14 protein-coding genes and 1 pseudogene are annotated in these 16748 nt (G+C 45.0%); 10 read left to right on the top strand and 5 right to left on the bottom strand.

Translation table 11 applies throughout. The annotated features are described in order from the left end of the window. The first annotated feature begins 255 nt into the window (after positions 1–255). The 7 genes from BC351_RS43205 to BC351_RS03070 all read left to right on the top strand — a co-directional run bounded on the left by BC351_RS43205 (position 256) and on the right by BC351_RS03070 (position 8684). Positions 256–366 (top strand): sporulation protein YjcZ, encoded by a 111-nt coding sequence (locus BC351_RS43205; protein ID WP_144028258.1) that lies wholly within the window; start codon positions 256–258, stop codon positions 364–366. A 355-nt stretch (positions 367–721) separates the two neighbouring features. Further along, the gene (locus BC351_RS43200; RefSeq protein ID WP_238166951.1) at positions 722–814 is read left to right on the top strand and encodes a YjcZ family sporulation protein; all 93 of its coding nucleotides are present in this window, start codon (positions 722–724) and stop codon (positions 812–814) included. A gap of 409 nt (positions 815–1223) precedes the next feature. Beyond that, a complete protein-coding gene (locus tag BC351_RS03090) occupies positions 1224–2594 on the top strand; it encodes a flavin monoamine oxidase family protein (RefSeq protein ID WP_079409249.1) in 1371 nt (456 codons plus the stop codon). Between the two features lie 205 nt (positions 2595–2799). Continuing rightward, on the top strand, positions 2800–3060 hold the full coding sequence (locus BC351_RS44245; protein WP_079409248.1) for a heterocycloanthracin/sonorensin family bacteriocin: 261 nt from the start codon (positions 2800–2802) through the stop codon (positions 3058–3060). 166 nt (positions 3061–3226) lie between these two features. Continuing rightward, positions 3227–5149, top strand: a complete 1923-nt coding sequence (locus BC351_RS03080; RefSeq protein ID WP_079409247.1) for a putative thiazole-containing bacteriocin maturation protein — start codon at positions 3227–3229, stop codon at positions 5147–5149. Further along, positions 5146–7089: a TOMM precursor leader peptide-binding protein gene (locus tag BC351_RS03075; protein ID WP_079409246.1), complete on the top strand. Its 1944-nt coding sequence runs from the start codon at positions 5146–5148 to the stop codon at positions 7087–7089. The genes BC351_RS03080 and BC351_RS03075 overlap by 4 nt, the downstream gene beginning before the upstream one ends. 14 nt (positions 7090–7103) lie before the next feature. Beyond that, positions 7104–8684: a SagB family peptide dehydrogenase gene (locus BC351_RS03070; RefSeq protein ID WP_079409245.1), complete on the top strand. Its 1581-nt coding sequence runs from the start codon at positions 7104–7106 to the stop codon at positions 8682–8684. A gap of 200 nt (positions 8685–8884) precedes the next feature. On the opposite strand, the gene BC351_RS03060 is transcribed toward BC351_RS03070, so the two are convergent. Next, a complete protein-coding gene (locus tag BC351_RS03060; protein ID WP_079409243.1) occupies positions 8885–8983 on the bottom strand; it encodes a YjcZ family sporulation protein in 99 nt (32 codons plus the stop codon). Positions 8984–9061: 78 nt separating this feature from the next. Next, positions 9062–9679: a TetR/AcrR family transcriptional regulator gene (locus BC351_RS03055; protein WP_079409242.1), complete on the bottom strand. Its 618-nt coding sequence runs from the start codon at positions 9677–9679 to the stop codon at positions 9062–9064. Between the two features lie 160 nt (positions 9680–9839). Here BC351_RS03055 and BC351_RS03050 point away from each other — a divergent pair, with 160 nt between their 5' ends. Beyond that, positions 9840–10730 carry a ketopantoate reductase family protein gene (locus tag BC351_RS03050; protein WP_079409241.1) on the top strand — a complete coding sequence of 297 codons (891 nt, stop codon included), beginning with the start codon at positions 9840–9842 and terminating at the stop codon, positions 10728–10730. Between the two features lie 161 nt (positions 10731–10891). Continuing rightward, positions 10892–11077 (top strand): annotated as a pseudogene (locus BC351_RS03045) (NADP-dependent oxidoreductase); the annotation flags it as partial. A 265-nt stretch (positions 11078–11342) separates the two neighbouring features. On the opposite strand, the gene BC351_RS03040 reads toward BC351_RS03045, so the two are convergent. The 3 genes from BC351_RS03040 to BC351_RS03030 form a co-directional block, all read right to left on the bottom strand. Further along, entirely contained in the window at positions 11343–11558 is a 216-nt protein-coding gene (locus BC351_RS03040) for a spore germination protein (RefSeq protein WP_208629565.1), read from the bottom strand. Positions 11559–11932: 374 nt separating this feature from the next. Continuing rightward, on the bottom strand, positions 11933–13606 hold the full coding sequence (locus tag BC351_RS03035; protein WP_079409239.1) for a ribonuclease J: 1674 nt from the start codon (positions 13604–13606) through the stop codon (positions 11933–11935). Positions 13607–14476: 870 nt separating this feature from the next. Continuing rightward, complete coding sequence (locus BC351_RS03030; RefSeq protein WP_079409238.1) at positions 14477–15859, bottom strand: IS110 family RNA-guided transposase; 1383 nt, start codon at positions 15857–15859, stop codon at positions 14477–14479. Positions 15860–16004: 145 nt separating this feature from the next. Here BC351_RS03030 and BC351_RS03025 point away from each other — a divergent pair, with 145 nt between their 5' ends. Beyond that, on the top strand, positions 16005–16595 hold the full coding sequence (locus tag BC351_RS03025; RefSeq protein ID WP_079409237.1) for an ATP-binding protein: 591 nt from the start codon (positions 16005–16007) through the stop codon (positions 16593–16595). The last annotated feature ends 153 nt before the right edge of the window (positions 16596–16748 follow it).

Genomic DNA, 16748 nt, shown 5'->3' with positions numbered 1-16748 from the left:
AAAAATGAGAAATCCTTCAGTTCCAGAGTAATCGTGGAGTTGGAGGATTTTTGGCATTCAAATGTAACCAAAACCGATGTTCAAACAAAGCAGACGATAGATAATTATTCAAAGGAACAGCCTCCTACTAGGTGATTATTAGTACTGTTTGATCCTAATCTCAAAACAGGCTTTTGATAACCTACATTTGTCCAATACATTTTAAATGCCATTAAAATACAATAGACTATCTGATAAAGAAGGGAGCTAATCAGAATGGGTTATACTGCAGGAGGCTGTTATAGCGGTGGTGTGGGTACAAGTACGGCTGTTGTCTTGGTTCTTTTTATCCTTTTGGTTATCATTACTAGTGCGTTTGTATGGTAATTGATATCACATCTCAAGTTTTGTAAGAGAATGCAACACTAAGGGGTGATAAAATTGTCCATTGACAAAAATCGGCTAAAATCCCTCACGGGTAAACATGTTTACGTGATGACACAACAAGGGCAAGTCTTAGAAGGCATTTTGCATAAGAGCACCCATGACAAAATCTATCTTCGTTCAAATGCCAAACCCGTGAGCACAAGTGCATTTACACCATTCAGTCCATTCTTCAACCCTTTTACTCCACTTGTTCTTTTTGATTTGTTGGCCATTGAGGAGTCCCCATTTTTCTTTCAAAGGAGCCCGTTTTTCTTTTGAAGAAAAGAATGAATTTCAAATTAAAGGAGTGACTAATATGGGATATGCAGCAGGGATTGGTACTAGTTCAGCAGCGGTATTGGTTCTATTTATCTTATTGGTTATCATTACTATGACATTTGCAATATGATAGAGTTTTCTATTTCTGGTGTACTAAGCTAGAGATCATTTCAATTGCTTACCTATTGTTATCGATAGTTTCAAACAAACAAACAAACAAACAAACAAGCAAGCAAGCGCCACAGCGTCTTGCTTGTTTGTTTTTGAGGTAACACTGATCATTAATGACCAGTGTAGGGCGGGTATGGTGTCATTGTTGACCATGTGAGGGGATTCCTTTGCACCTTGATGGAGAAAAAAAGAAAAATGAGCGGTTAGGGAAATGTTGCGATACTTAGTGGGGGAGCTTGCTTCAGGCAGCTCCTCTATTGTTTTATTGAGGTAACGGACAGCATAGAATAATACAAAGTATCTAGAAAGTAAAGGATTATAAACACACATGATGTATATAAAAGTAATATTTGGAGGAATCGGATTTTATGTTAATAGGTCGTTTTCCTGAGCGTATTGTAGTTATTGGGGCAGGGATGGCGGGTTTGGTATGCACTTTGGAGCTTATGAAACAAGGATATAACGTGCGTTTATTAGAGGCAAATAGTCAACCGGGTGGTCGCATATACACAATGCGGGATCAATTTGCTGACGGATTATTTTGCGAAATGGGGGCTGCGTTCATTGGAGCGCATCATTTTCTCACATTGCATTATGCCCAGCAAGCCGGAGTCCAATTAATAAATGTACCAGCCCCAAATAGAAGTTTGTCATATATCGACGGGAGATTAATCATAGATTCTCCGGTTGAACCTGCCTGGTGGCCTGTTTCACTTACATCCGAGGAAAGAACTTTAGGATATGCGGGAATGCTGGAAAAGTATCTTAAGCCGGGGCTTAACGCGACGGGAGATCCTTCTTTGCCGGGCTGGCCCACAAAACAAGCGGTACTGCTAGATTCTATGACAATGGAAGAATATCTTATTAGCCAAGGAGCTTCTTCGGGTGCGATTAAGTTGCTTGAAATCGGATATATGCAGATGTTAGGTGATGGTATTCGCAAAGTATCTGCGTTACAGCGACTGCTTGACTTAAAAATGGCCAGTTCCGGCAGAAATACACAGACGATAGCAGGTGGAATGGATCAATTGCCGAAAAAGCTTGCCCTTACAATTGGCTCTAATATCAGTTATGGATGTGCCGTGACGCATATTGAACATAGTAATAAAGGGGTAACTATCCAATATACAAATTCTGGCGAAGTGTTCACGATCTGCTCTGACCGGGTCATTGTGGCCATTCCCTCTACAGTCCTGCGTACAATTCATTTTTCCCCGCCACTTAGCAAAGAAAAAAATGATGTCATTCAAAACCAACTTTCCACTTCCGTTACGCGTACCGTCATACAAAGCCGAACTAGATTCTGGAACAACTTAAGTTCCTTTACTACAGTAAATACGGATCTGAAAATTGGATGGTTGCTTGATGCTACATTCACTCAAACGACATCAAGGAGGGGGCTAATTTGTTCGTACGCCTCCGGTGAATCGGCGCGAGAACTATCTAAAGCTGGTAACTTTCATTCAGCTGTATCAGAAATCAAACAGGTGCTTCCTGAATTGTCGTATCAATATGAAGGTGGGACGGTCTTTTCTTGGGATCATAATCCTTACTCCCGAGGTGCATATGCTTGGTATAAGCCGAAACAGATGATTCGAATGCTCCCAACACTGTCTGCCGAACAAGGTAGAATTTACTTTGCTGGCGATAATACGAGTCTTTTTCCCGGTTGGATTGAAGGTGCGATCTCTTCTGCGTTACGAGCTGTAAATCAGATCATTTCAAGCAGACTAAGTTAAATCAACAAAAACGAAAAGCAAAAGGAGCTCAGCCGAATTGGCTAGGCTCCTTTTTGTCCTGAAAATTCACAATGAAATAGGCATTTTAATCAGTAACAAGTGCGGAGCTGAGTTCATATGTTGTCATGGAGTAGTCGAATAATTGGCTGAATTCACAAAGAGTATGATGCCGACACAACTATCTATTAAATGGAGGTTTTCGTAAATGAATGAATTTCAAAATGATCTTCAGAATTTGACGGTTTCCGAGTTCACAGCAAGTGAAGTGACACCTTGGAACGTACAAAGCCAGCAAGATGCTAGATTATGCGTCTTCTTTTGCACGAACTGTACCAATTGCTTTACGTGTACCAATTGCTTTAACTGCACGAATTGCTTTAACTGTTCCAATTGCACCAGTTGCTTCCGATGCTCGAACTGTCATAACTGTCACAACTGTCATAACTGCCATAACTGCCACCGCTAAGGATATTGAATTGTTTCTTGCCGATAGAGAAAAGCCCCTACAGCAAACTAGGTCATTGCTGCAGGGGCTTTCTTAAAGAATAAGACATGAGGGACAAATAGCTGTACATAAGATTACATGTGAAGAGTTTGAACAGATTGAGAACAGCTTCCGGAGGAGGAGTAGAATGGCAAATTTGAACCCTTCGATGCGACTGAAGATGAAAAGGGATACGTTTTTTCTCCCTGATCCAAACGGTAGTGTGTATTTTCGAAACAACGCAAGCTCGTTCCGCATGGAAGGCGTAGGGATTGATCGGTGGATTGAAAAGTTGATACCGATATTCAATGGGGAGCATAGGTTGAAGGATTTGACAGACGGATTGCCGGACCAACACCGGAAACAGGTATATGGAATTGCAGAAATGTTGTATCGTAATGGGTTTGTTCGGGATACGAGCCAAGACACTTCACATCAATTGTCTGAAGTGATCCTCCAAAAGTATGCTTCTCAAATTGAATTTTTGGACCATTTCGGGAATTCGGGTGCGTACCGATTTCAGTCGTATCGGCAGTCCAAAGTATTGACGGTCGGTTCTGGCCCATTTCTGATGTCGGTCATTTCCGCGCTGCTTGAATCCGGATTGCCCGAGTTACACGTGCTGGTCTCGGGCTCAGAGCCGACCGATCGGCAACGGATGCTAGAACTCGCGGCACATGCTCGTAAAACGGACCCCGAGGTTGTCATCGAGGAGGTTACTCTGCAAACCGAGGGGAATCGTAATTGGCGGGAGGCTGTAAGGCCGTTTGATTCGGTTTTATTTGTGTCACAGGAGGGAGATATCGAGGAGCTGCGGGCTCTTCATGCGGTGTGCAGGGAGGAGAAGAAGGTGTTACTTCCCGCTGTATGTCTGAAGCAGGCGGGTATGGCGGGCCCTCTTGTACATCCGGACTCTGAGGGCTGCTGGGAGTCAGCGTGGCGCAGCGTACACGAATCTGCGATTTCTAAAGACCCAGAGCTGCACACCTTCTCTTCCACAGCGGGAGCTCTGTTAGCGAACGTGATCGTGTTTGAATTATTAAAAAAGATTAGTGGATTGAACGATTCGGAACAAAGTTATCCGTTCTATCTGCTTAATCTAGAGACTCTGGAAGGAAAATGGCATTCGTTCGTACCCCATCCGCTTGTGAGCCGGCGTACCGCTGTTGAACGGATTCACGATTTCGAATTGCAGCTCGAGCGGAAATCAAGCAAACGTGAGAGCGGGTTGCTTCCTTACTTTGGCCGGTTGACATCTGCGGAATCAGGAATTTTTCATATTTGGGAGGAGGGAGACTTAAAACAACTGCCACTCGCTCAGTGTCGAGTTCAGGCAATCGATCCACTATCGGAAGGGCCGGCTACGCTGCTTTCGGCCATTGTATGTACCGATCTGACTCATGAGGGAGCTCGGCGGACAGCAGGGTTGGCCGGAATTGAAGCGTATATGTCGCGAATGGCACGCCTTATCGTCTCAGAACCGCAGGAATTTATCGGCATCGGAGCGGGAGAAACGTTTGCGGAAGGCATAGGTCGGGGGTTGCTTAGGTGTATGGTTGAGGAGATGGGCAAGCAATTGGCGAGTCAGGTGCCGTCTGCCTCTCGAGTACATTTGTCTGCCATAGAGGATAAACGCTGCCAGTTTTATTTGCAGGCTTTGACGACGATGAAGGGAGAGCCGAAGATTGGCTTGGGAGAGACAGTTTGCGGATTCCCTGTGGTGTGGGTCGGTACGGATGACCGCTGGTATGGCGGTGTAGGTTTGAATGTAACATTTGCGTTGCGGGATGCATTGCAACAAGCTCTGTTGAAGGCACAAAACCAACCGGCTAGTTTCACATCGCAAGAGTTGGAGGTTTCGTCTGTGCTTCTCGCAGAAAAGATTCCGCATAACCTTGAGATCCCATCCTGTGAAGCTGCGATAGAATCGGATGTTTTGCAGTCCGCCTTGCAGGTCTTGAAACGGAACCATAAGCGGCTCTTAGTCTTCGATCTGGCAGTAGAACCATTTTTGAAAGAGGAAATGGCAGGAGTGTTTGGCGTGTTGCTGCGAGAGGAGGGAACCCGGTGAGCGCCATCGTTATGATTGTGGGAGACGGGGAGTTGGCGGACTGCGTATACGAAGAACTATCAGCCCAATTCAAGATCGTACGTCAAATGGATTTCGAAGCAGGAGTGCCGGAAGCGGTGGATTTGGCACTGGTGCTGCACGATGCTTGGCATCCTTACGTTCATCAAAAGGCGGAAGAGCTGCTGCAGCCAGCCGGCATCCCTTGGTTGCGCGGCTTCGTTGCATTTGGCGAGGGCGTGATCGGACCTCTGGTTACTCCGGGTTCACAAGGGTGCTCCCAGTGTGCAGATACGCGACGCCTGATGGCGGGACGCGACCGTAGGGAGATGCGTGCGCTGCAGCGGAGTCTTACGGCGCACGGGGGAATACCACGCGATGCATGGGCTTCTCGTACGGGACTCCTCCAAGTAACTCATCTTCTGGTGGCGGAAGCACGGAGGATGTTGCAAAACAAACCGGTTCACTTGGCAGAAAAAGTGCTTATGATCAACCTGAAAACGCTGGAGAGTACACTTCACTTCTTTCTCCCTGACCCGCTATGTCCGGCTTGCAGTCGATTGCCTGACGATTCGTCGGCATCAGCCCGCATTTCACTGCAGCCAAGTCCTAAGATCAGCTTGGACAGTTACCGCTCCCGACCGATGGATGATTTGAAAAAAGTCCTGACCAAAGACTATTTGGATAGCCGGACCGGCTTTATGAATGAGAAAATGATTGACCTTGCGTCGCCATTTGCCGATGTAAGCGTGAATCTACCGTTGATCGCTGAGGATGTGGGGACGGCAGGTCGGACTCATTCCTATGCGGCGAGCGAGTTGACCGCCATTTTGGAGGGTTTGGAGCGGTACTGCGGTATGGTGCCTCGAGGCAAACGAACGGTAGTCCATGGCAGCTTCCGCGATCTGGAAGATCAAGCGCTCGACCCTGTCAATGTAGGGGTGCACGCGAAGGAACAGTATGCACAGCCAGGATATCCGTTCACTACGTTCGATCCTGACCGCCACATCGATTGGGTGTGGGGCTATTCGTTTTTGCAAGAGCGTCCGATTCTCGTTCCGGAACAGCTCGCTTATTACGGCATGGGCTGCGGGCATGGTTTCGTGTCCGAATCTTCCAACGGATGCGCATTAGGTGGAAGCCTGGAGGAAGCTATCTTTTACGGAATAATGGAAGTTGTGGAGCGAGATTCGTTTCTGATGACTTGGTATGCGCAGCTGCCTCTCTCACGCATTGACCCTTATTCTGCAAACGACCGGGAATTGCGGCTGATGATCGATCGTATGCAAGCTGTGGCGGGGTTTGATGTATATTTCTACAACTCGACGATGGAGAACGGGATTCCAAGCGTTTGGGGAATAGCAAAAAACAGGAAACAAAATGGAGTGAATCTCATCTGTGCGGCTGGAGCTCATCCTGATCCGGTACGGGCGGTGAAAGGTGCGGTTCACGAGTTGGCCGGCATGGTACTGAATCTTGATAAGAAATATGAGGAGAACCGTGAGGAGTATGTACGGATGCTTCACGATTCCTCCCAGGTGCGGCAGATGGAGGATCATTCATTATTATACGCTTTGCCGCAAGCGGAGGAGCGCTTACAATTTCTACTAGATGAAATTCGCCCGATGCGAACGTTTGAAGAGGAATTCAAGCGGGGGGCCAGGCATGCTGATTTAACGGACGATCTGAAAGATGTTCTTCAGGCGTTCCGCCGATTGAATCTGGATGTGATCGTCGTTGATCAGTCAGCGCCGGAAATTATTCGAAATGGACTGCATTGCGTGAAAGTGCTGATCCCGGGGATGCTGCCGATGACATTCGGTCATCAGTTTACCCGCGTGGAAGGGCTTAAGCGGGTTTTGAGGGTACCGATGGAGCTTGGGTATGCCAAACAGCCGCTTAGTCTGGAACTTCTCAATCCATACCCGCATCCATTTCCATAGCAGGAGGGAGAAGCATGAATCTGGAGGCATTTCTGCACAATCTGCATTATGACATTGATAAAACCAAACCGCCGGACTTGGTGGTGGATTGGGAAGACGGACCGCTTGCCTATAAGCTCTACCGCGGTTTGCAAGTGGTTCCGTTATCTTCGGAAGTACCGCTGACGCTCGACGGCGGGGAAGCGCCAGTGAAGCCTGACCTTCGCCATATGGGTCATTTTCTCTGGTACATATTCGGGCTCACTCACTTTTCTCAGTCCGTCCCTACGTCGAATTCCATGGTACAAAACATGGGCTTGCTGCAGTTGTACCGGCGGTTTGTTCCCTCCGGGGGAGCGTTATATCCTAATGAGCTATATATATATCTGAAGCTGGAGGATTTGCCCGAGGGTGTATATCATTATGATGTGGCACACCACCGTTTAGTGTTACTGCGCCAAGGCAACTTCGATGCCTATGTAGCCCGGGCGCTTGGCAATCGTTGTGACGTATCGGCTTGTTTTGGTACTGTTTTTGTATCGACCCTGTTTTGGAAAAACTTCTTTAAATACAATAACTTTTCCTACCGCCTGCAAGGATTGGATGCGGGTACGTTAATCGGGCAGCTCTTGGAAGTGGCGAAACGCTTTGGCTTCGCGTCTGGCGTATATGTCCAGTTCCTTGATCGGGCAGTGAATGATCTCCTTGGGATATCGGAACGAGAGGAGAGCGTGTATGCGGTGATTCCGCTGTCAGCGGAGCCTGTGATTCAATGGTTTGCAGGTCGAAATGAGGGAGAGCGGGAGTGCTCCGCCACTGAATTATGTCGGGAGTTGCCAAAGGTTAAGCACGATTACTACGTCCGGTCCCGGAGAGTCAAGGAATTTCCGCTGCTTATCGAGATGAACGAAGCATCCCTCTTGGAATGGCTTCGGCCAATACGGCAAATTAGCGAAGAGAAGATCGTTGACTGCGAGGATCTAGCAGTGGCTCTGCCCCAAGTAAAACGGTTGTCGTATGATCTGGCGGCGATAAGCCGAAAGAGATTTTCGCCGGATGGTGATTTTATAATGGCCAAGATAAGCCAAGAGCAGTTGGCTTATCTGTTACAGGAGGCAACGGCCTCCTTCAGGTATCGGAATGATTTGGATGAAGCCTATGAGAATCCCGTTTCCCGCGTCTCACTGTACGTTTGTTTGTATAACGTTGAAGGCATCCCGGACGGCGCTTACCGTTATGACAGTACTGCTCATACATTGCGGCGGATACGTCAGGGGGATCATCGACTCAAGCTGCAGCAGGGAATGCCTTCCGACAACGTGAATCTGTCCCAAGTTCCGTTATGTTTTCATGTGGCAGGGGACAAAGGTCATCTCACAACAGCCTTGGGGTATAGGGGATATCGCATCCAACAGATGGAGGCGGGGATGCTCGTGCAGCGTTTACTGCTCGCGGCATCCGCTATCGGGATGGGGGGACATCCGCTCCTCGGATTTGATGCCAGGTTGTGTGATGAGATCTACAAGATGACTTCGCAAGGAATAACCAGCCTGATCCAAATTCCGGTTGGGCCATATCGTCATTGCCCTCGATTAATTGGAGGTTTGCATGTTTAGAAGATGCGTTTAAAGCTAGTTGCAAAGCCAACCGAGCATATGTTATCTTCAATGATTTTCAAGTCTTCATTCCATATTGATTTTTTTTGGAAGGAATATTTTAAACGGGGGTCGTCACCCTCATTTAAACGAGAAACAAAACGGTCTGTAATCGCTCTATTTCGCGATAAGACCGTTTTTGTTTTTTTTGTGATGTTGGTTTAAAATGCAAAAGTCATTAAGATAATAACCAAAAGAATAAAAAGAACCAAAATTGCTGCTGAGCTGCTACCATAACCTGCACAACTTGCACCACTCATATTTACTCATTCCCCTCAAGTAAATTTTCATTACGGTATAATTATACGCTCGGTACATAGTGATTGATTGGACTTATGTCAGGGCATGATTGCTGGAAGGAATAAGAAAATACAAAATGAGTGTACACACAGCCCCAGACCGTTCATTACATAGGGACGAACAATGTCTACAAGCACATCGGTTCGATCTTTTTCCTCGACATTTAACCAATAATGCGCAGCGCCATAGATCGCTGATCCTGTCATGGCCGCCATGATTTTTATATGATGCCTGTCCGCCCCATGGTGGGTATCCCCTTTCAGAAAAATGCTCTCTATGGTTTGCTGCAGCATTTTCTTTATTTTTTCATCGACAAGCGTAGCCATCGAATTGGAATCCATTCTGCAGATCCGATAAAAATTCACGATGTATTGGTGCGTCAGCAAGATCAACTGGTCACATATTTCATCCGTAAACTCCTGTGCATTCGCCACTTGCTCAGGAATCATTTCATGAAAAGCCTGTTCTGTGACTTCGTCAAGCAAAGCATATTTATCTTCAAAATGGGCATAAAAGGTGGCGCGGTTAATGGTTGCTTTCTGAGCGATATCTTTGATGGTGATTTCATCAAATCCTTTTCTCCGCAACAAATCTCTGAACGCTGCTCTAATTAACTGTCGTGTGCGCAACACCCTCGGATCTTCCTGATTTACCATTTCTATATCTCCTTGTTAAACATCACTTATCACAATGTGTTGCCTATGCAACTTTCATCTAACTCTGCCGGTTGAAATCATAAGCATGCGATATTATTATCTTATCAAACAGGTGTTGCTTAAACAATCTGTGACTAATTCTATGAAAGGAAGGATCATATTGAACACCAAACCACATAGACTTTTGATATTTGGCGCCGGCGTGATTGGCAGTGTATATGCACTCCGATTAGCACAGTCGGGACTGGACGTCACTATACTGGCACGAGGAAAGAGACTGGAGGCGCTGAAAAGGGACGGCCTGAAATACAACGATAATGGATCGATAAAGCAAATATCGATCAAGACGATAGAAAAGCTTGATAACGACGACATTTATGATTTTATCTTTGTTCCAGTACGATATGATCAGGCCGAAACTGCCCTGTCTGCGCTCAAACATAATCGGAGCAAGACCATCGTCACCTTTACCAACACCATTGGATATGACTCTTGGCTTGAAATCGTGGGCGATCGCTTACTTCCGGGATTCCCGGGCGCCGGTGGAGACATCAAAGAAGATGTTCTATACGCCCAATTCGGTTCCGAAAAACATCAAGGAACAATTTTTGGTGAAATAAATGGACTGGCGACCGAAAGAGTGAAAGAGCTTGCCCAAATATTTGAATCGGTGGATTTGCATTATGAAATCCAAAAAGACATTCAAGCATTCCATATTTCGCATACTGCGTTGGCTATCGTCAACAAGCATTTCTATACGAATGACGGAATGGTGGATATAGAGACGGTAAGAAGTGTAAGCACTCTAAGCAAGATCGCCGCAGATATTAAACAAAACATTCACCTGGTAGAACAAGCCGGAATTCCGGTAATCCCACCCGAAACGAAGGCAATGGGAGAATTGCCTGACAACGATATTATTTCCCGTTACCGCCAGATGCTTAGCAATGACTTCATCATTGATGTAAAGCTTGGGAACCATGCCATCAGCCAAAAAGCAGAAATAATGTTATTAGACGAGATGTTTCATAAAATGATATCCGCCCGGTGATGACATCACCGTAGGCTCCATAAAGGACGGCAAAGGATTGATATTACCTCCCCAGTGGGAAAGCAATTAACGGATAATGCCAAGGATTTGGCCCAGTTAACACACTAGAAACAGCGGCAATTGAAAAATCAACGTATGTTCAATTTAAGAGGAGGATAATCATGAAAGCTATTGCTTTGACAAGCTTTGGAATCCCCGAAGTGCTAGAGGAACAGGAAGTGCCAATTCCCGCACTCACCGACACACAGGTTCTCATCGAAATGCGCGCCTCTTCCATCAATCCCGCAGATATTCTATTTCGCGGCGGCGCGATTCTTCAGAGTCCGATGGCCGATAAATTTCCGGCTTTATTGAAAGAGGTAGAAGACCAGTTCCTCTGAGTATTTAGCACCCAAGTGGTGCTTCTATTATTTCAAGCGTTACTGTTCGAGCATTAGAAATACCTTGTAAAACAGGTAATCAAAAGACTGAATAGGGATGGTTTGCGTCACTTTTTGGATCCAGCAGCATTTTGAGTACATCACAATTCGGGTATTGATGCACTCATTTTCTGAAAACGAAAAAAAGCTAGAAATAGCAATAATTTGAGCCTTCTTAACGAGTGCAACGCTATCAAACATTAGTATTGCTTTCGATTAGGTCTGGATCGATTGTGTTATTGTTCTGGTTATTCGTAAGGGTGCCGAAGCTGTCGCCTGGTGAAAATGAGTTTGCGCCCCCGTTCAACTTGGTATTGCTGGATAACACATAAAAAGCGGCATCTCCAATTTGTACGTTAGAACTGCTTGAAACGCTATTAATTCTGATGTTTCCGACAAACGTATTCACCCGCCGATCCACCTCTTTCATCAATTACAATAAGCTATACTATGTAAATACTCGCCTATATGTCACTTCAAAATGTTTAAATAGTACTGAGGGTATAAAAGTGCAAAGACAACGACAAAAATTCATAAAGAGGTAAGCGCTCAAATAACAAACTCAATTGGGTTGTGGTGCAAAGCTCTAATTCGTGATAACGTAATTGTTAATGAAGTCATGGGATGGAGCAACTTGCTTTGGAAATGAGATGGGTCCATGAATTTGGACCTGAAATCGACAAACGAATCCGCCCCTTTTTGTGCCGGCAGCTAAAAATATTGTAAATAACTAGATAGACATTACTTTCAAAGAAGCAATGTCTATCTTACATAGGTCAATCGTCAAACCTGAATAATTATCGGTAAAATCATTGGTCTTCTTTTCGTTTGCGTGAATAAAAATTTGCCGATGGACTCTTTAATAGCTTGCTTATAAACGCTCCATTGGTTCGATTTCATCTCCTGCAACTGAGTGAGTGTAGTTAACGCGATTCGGTGTACATCCTCTATTAATGGTTCTGATTCTTTGACATAAACGAATCCGCGTGAGATGATATCAGGTCCCGAAATAATAGAACCATCCGAACGGGAAAGTGTGATCACAAGGATCAATACGCCATCTTCCGATAATACTTTACGGTCACGTAAGACAACGTTTCCGATATCTCCAATGCCTAGACCATCAACGAGCGTATTACCGTTCGGGACTTTACGAACTTGACGAGCCTCCGCGTTCACAAAATCCACTACCTCCCCATTATTCACTATGAAGATATGGTCGACTTCCACACCAACAGCTTCGGCTAACAAGCGGTGCTGATAGAGCATGCGATACTCTCCATGTATCGGGATAAAATATTTAGGTTTCATCAAGGTCAGCATTAGCTTCAGTTCTTCCTGACTAGCATGACCGGACACATGCATTCCCGTTACGGAGCCTGATCCGTAAATCACTTTGGCTCTTTTTTCAAATAGATTATCTACGATACGCGCTACGTTTCGCTCATTCCCTGGGATGGGTGTGGCGGCCAAAATGACTGTATCACCAGGAGAAACCTCAACCTGCCGATGAGTATCGTTAGCCAAGCGAGCCAATGCAGCCATGGGTTCTCCTTGACTACCTGTACAGAGAATGACCAATTCATGAGGTGCCATGCGCTGAACTTCTTGAGCTTCTATGATCATTTCCGGAGGCAACTTTAAGTAACCGAGCTTTGAAGCTATATCGACCACATTCACCATGCTTCTGCCTAGGAGCACAATCTTGCGATTTGTTTTCTCAGCGGCGTCAATCACTTGCTGTAAGCGATGGACATTAGATGCGAATGTTGATAAAAATATTTTTCCTGTAGCCTTAGTAAATGTTTCTTCGATATGGACACCAACTAAGCGTTCGGATGGGGTAAAACCCGGACGTTCGGAGTTGGTGCTTTCTGAAAGTAGAGCTAGGACACCTTGCTGACCGATTGACGCCATTTTATGTATATCCGCATATTGATCATTGACTGGCGTTAAATCAAATTTGAAGTCCCCCGTGTGCACAACTGTACCTTGCGGAGTATCAAAAACAACCCCTAGACAGTCCGGAATACTGTGGTTTGTACGGAAAAAGCGAATTGGAATCGCGCCTAATGTCAATTTAGACTCGGAGTCAATCTCATGCAGGACGGTGGTGCTTAACAACCCATGCTCTCTAAGCTTTCCTTCAACTAAGCCGAGTGTGAGCCTTGTCGCATATATGGGCATATTAAACTGTTTAATAATGTAAGGGATGCCGCCAATATGATCTTCATGACCATGAGTGACGACTAAGCCTCTTACTTTCTCTTTATTTTCAAGTAAAAATGAGATGTCAGGGATGATCAAATCGATCCCCAACAAGCTTTCATCCGGAAACTTGGAACCACAGTCGATAACGATTATGTCTTCGCTATATTGAAGAACATACATATTTTTACCAATTTCATTTACGCCACCGAGGGCGATGATAGAAAGTCTATCCTGACTTACCTCCACTTAATAGGACACCTCCATAACGGTCTCAGTCTCATACTTCTGAACTTTCATTTCTCTTTTTGCCTTTCAACATTTGTTCATTTGCGCAAAGTAGGCAACGCATATAGCCACCCCCTCAATGGGTAGTATGTTTGTTGAATCAAGAATTATCCTTTGAAGGTTTATTATTCTTTAATACTTGATTTATTTCTGAATAAGGAGGGGCTGACAACGCATAATGCCATCAACTCAAACATCAAGCAGAAGCAGCCGCACAATCCAAGGAACCAGTAAGGTCGACCAAGCTGTTAATATTGCAGCCCATGAGCACAGTTCCGAAATAAATGAAATCATCGAACGTGGGACAGAGATAACGAGGTATTTTCTTGTCGTTAGATTGCTCAGAAGCTCAGAAGCAGTACAACGACAGAATAATCCCGCTTTAAAACCTTGTTAAATCAAGGTTTTTTATGTTTGTAGGGATTTTCTTGTCGTTTTTTTTATGACAAGAAAATCCCTACAAAACGTGCTAGCGACGAGAAAATCACCTTATTGAGGTATATAAGAAACAACTTTTAGCGTACTATGTCAAATCATTATTCCTGACTTTTGGGTAACCCAAACACACCTAACCCAATAATTATTTAAAAAAGGTAGCAACTGACTGAGAAGCTATGGATGGAACCGGACTTTCTCGAACTTGAAAGGAAATAGCCCTCGTTGTTCAATCCTGCGATGCAATCTGGCTGAGTGCAGAATATACGCTAACGTACAATTCGCATTTACAGGACGAGGTGGATAACGCTAATTCACGAGGTCCAGGGGCCTCTAGAAAGTATCCGATCTTCCCTCAGTCCCAGAAATACCGGTTCCAACATACCGTCTAGTTAGCTAAGCAGCGGCTTTGTGCTGGTTTGCAAAGAAACAGTTGTGCTTCAACTTCTTGTTCATTTCAGCGACAATGCTGAAGTCAGGCTCTTGAGACTTAAACGGCAACCGATCTCGAAGCATGGCAAAAGCTATCTTGAGCATCTTGTTACCCATTGCGATGAAGATAGCGCGGTCATGCTTGCCACGGCTTTTCAGGCGTTGGTAGAAGGCATTGAGGTCTTGGTTATGCAGACAGAGATTCCTCCCCGCCAAAAACACCACATAGCGAAGATGGTCGTTTCCCTGTTTGTAAATTTGGCGGTAGGAACCCTTGCCTCCACCGGTTTGCTTGATGATGGGATTGGTACCAGCTTTCTTGATCAACTGGCCGGCATGGGTAAAATGGGTCACATTACCGATCTCAGCAAAGAGCTCTGCTGAAGTGGATACACCAAGACCGGGTACGGTAAGAAGCAGCCGACCATCCGTTTGAAGGAGTAGGCTCTCAATTTCCTGATCCAGCGCGTCAACCTTAGCATCAAAAGCACGCAGGTCTTGCAACTTCATCTTCAGGACAATGAGCTCCGGGCGTAGTTCTTGCACGTTTCGGGACAAAGACTGCTCAGATACATACAGCAGTTTCTGTATGGCGCTCGTTCGCAACTTCAGGTTGTTCTGTATGGAGAGCTTCCTCAGCCCTAGTTCGCCTAACGCGAGGATTTCAGAAGGATGAGGGTGATGCTCCATAAAAAACAAAGAGGCTTTCCCCCAGAAGTCGCTGAACACTTTGACTTTCTTAGCCTTGCCTTGACTGTGGTCAGCAAAGCCTTGAAACTCTCGCCAGACGTTGTCCATCAGGATGCGAATCTCCATGCGGAGCGTAGAACGCTTGCGTATCTCTGATCTGCATGCACGGGTTAAAACCCGAAGATGACGATGAATGCCTTCAAGCAATCTCGTTTCCGTAGCTTTATTGCTCTTAATGGCATGAGCAATAGCGACCAAGTCGAGGTCATCGGTTTTGCACCAATTGAGGGCACTTGCCCGTTCCTCAAACGTTGAGTAAGGATTGAAGATCTGCACATCGTAACCAAATTTGGCCATATGACGTACGATATCTTCGTAGTAATGACCTGTGGCTTCTACACCAAGAAATATGCGCTCAGCCTGAACAATGGTTGCTGCTTGGTCAATTTTTCGGCATAAGAGTTGCATGCCAGATTCATTCACGGAAAAGAAAAAGGGTCTTTCAATCATGTCACCGAAATAATTGCATATCAGGGCCTTTTGATGGAGCTTAGCCGCATCAATGGCTACGATGAGGACTTGTTCCAAGTTCACTCCTCGTAGTTGTTGACTAAATTTAACTCCCTTGTTACCCTGAATGTGTGAGGATTTTCCCATGTGACTTCAACCTCCTAGTAGTGGGTAGGTACAGATTGAAGCTTCCCTGTCAGGTGCTTCTTTCTTCGATAGTCGCTGGGGGATTCCTCTTTTTTGATAATATTACACGCCAGAAAGTATATGTAAAAAGGAGGCGTATAACGCTATGTTAAAGAGTAATTTTATTTTGACGCCAAGTAGGGAGCAAGCACTGATTTTGGATCAACTTCACGATTGGACATTGTCGCAAGCATCGGGGGGACTACTAATTGGTGAACCCGGAGTGGGGAAAACAGCTATAATTCGTATGTTTCAAGAACTATTTGGAAAAGAGATGCCTGTTTTTGTTGTTAGAGCTACGTTATATAACGAGGGAATCAATGCTTCGAAGAACTTGAGTGATTGCTTCGGTAGATCACTTGATATATTGGCTAGTCGTAGTACTACGCAGCAATCTAATTTTCTCCAAATTATCAATAGTTATATTGAAAAAGCAAGTGCTATGGAATCAGGGTATGTAATAACTTTTATTGATGATGTGACTAACTGGTCTCCTAATCATTATTACTGGCTTATTGATCTGCAAAATGAACTGGCTTCAAGAAATTTGAAATCAGGATTTTTCCTTACTGGAACTGTGGATCTCGAGTACCGTAGACACTACTATATGGAGGAATATCCTCAAATCCAGAGGAGATTTATGAGCAATGCTATTAAGATAAGTAATTATAAAATAAAAAGTGTATCAACAGAATGAATGGATTTGGATACAATCATTAAATCATGAATTAGATGTTAAAGATTGGGACAGATTGCTGATACCGGTGATCGTCCCTTTTTTTAATAATAAATGAGTTCACGCTTTGCTTTATTATTTAGGTTATTTTGGGATGGGAAGTGAAGATCTCAT

It is taken from the genome of Paenibacillus ferrarius, assembly GCF_002027705.1.
Lineage (GTDB): Bacteria > Bacillota > Bacilli > Paenibacillales > NBRC-103111 > Paenibacillus_E > Paenibacillus_E ferrarius.
The sequence above is the reverse complement of the archived record's forward strand: the minus strand, read 5'-3'. Positions and strand labels throughout refer to the sequence as shown.

Excerpts from the sequence above, each read along its gene's own strand:
- BC351_RS43205 (WP_144028258.1), top strand. The coding sequence starts at position 256 with ATGGGTTATACTGCAGGAGGCTGTTATAGCGGTGGTGTGGGTACAAGT.
- BC351_RS43200 (WP_238166951.1), top strand. The coding sequence starts at position 722 with ATGGGATATGCAGCAGGGATTGGTACTAGTTCAGCAGCGGTATTGGTT.
- BC351_RS03090 (WP_079409249.1), top strand. The coding sequence starts at position 1,224 with ATGTTAATAGGTCGTTTTCCTGAGCGTATTGTAGTTATTGGGGCAGGG.
- BC351_RS44245 (WP_079409248.1), top strand. The coding sequence starts at position 2,800 with ATGAATGAATTTCAAAATGATCTTCAGAATTTGACGGTTTCCGAGTTC.
- BC351_RS03080 (WP_079409247.1), top strand. The coding sequence starts at position 3,227 with ATGGCAAATTTGAACCCTTCGATGCGACTGAAGATGAAAAGGGATACG.
- BC351_RS03070 (WP_079409245.1), top strand. The coding sequence starts at position 7,104 with ATGAATCTGGAGGCATTTCTGCACAATCTGCATTATGACATTGATAAA.
- BC351_RS03060 (WP_079409243.1), bottom strand. The coding sequence starts at position 8,983 with ATGAGTGGTGCAAGTTGTGCAGGTTATGGTAGCAGCTCAGCAGCAATT.
- BC351_RS03055 (WP_079409242.1), bottom strand. The coding sequence starts at position 9,679 with ATGGTAAATCAGGAAGATCCGAGGGTGTTGCGCACACGACAGTTAATT.
- BC351_RS03030 (WP_079409238.1), bottom strand. The coding sequence starts at position 15,859 with ATGGGAAAATCCTCACACATTCAGGGTAACAAGGGAGTTAAATTTAGT.
- BC351_RS03025 (WP_079409237.1), top strand. The coding sequence starts at position 16,005 with ATGTTAAAGAGTAATTTTATTTTGACGCCAAGTAGGGAGCAAGCACTG.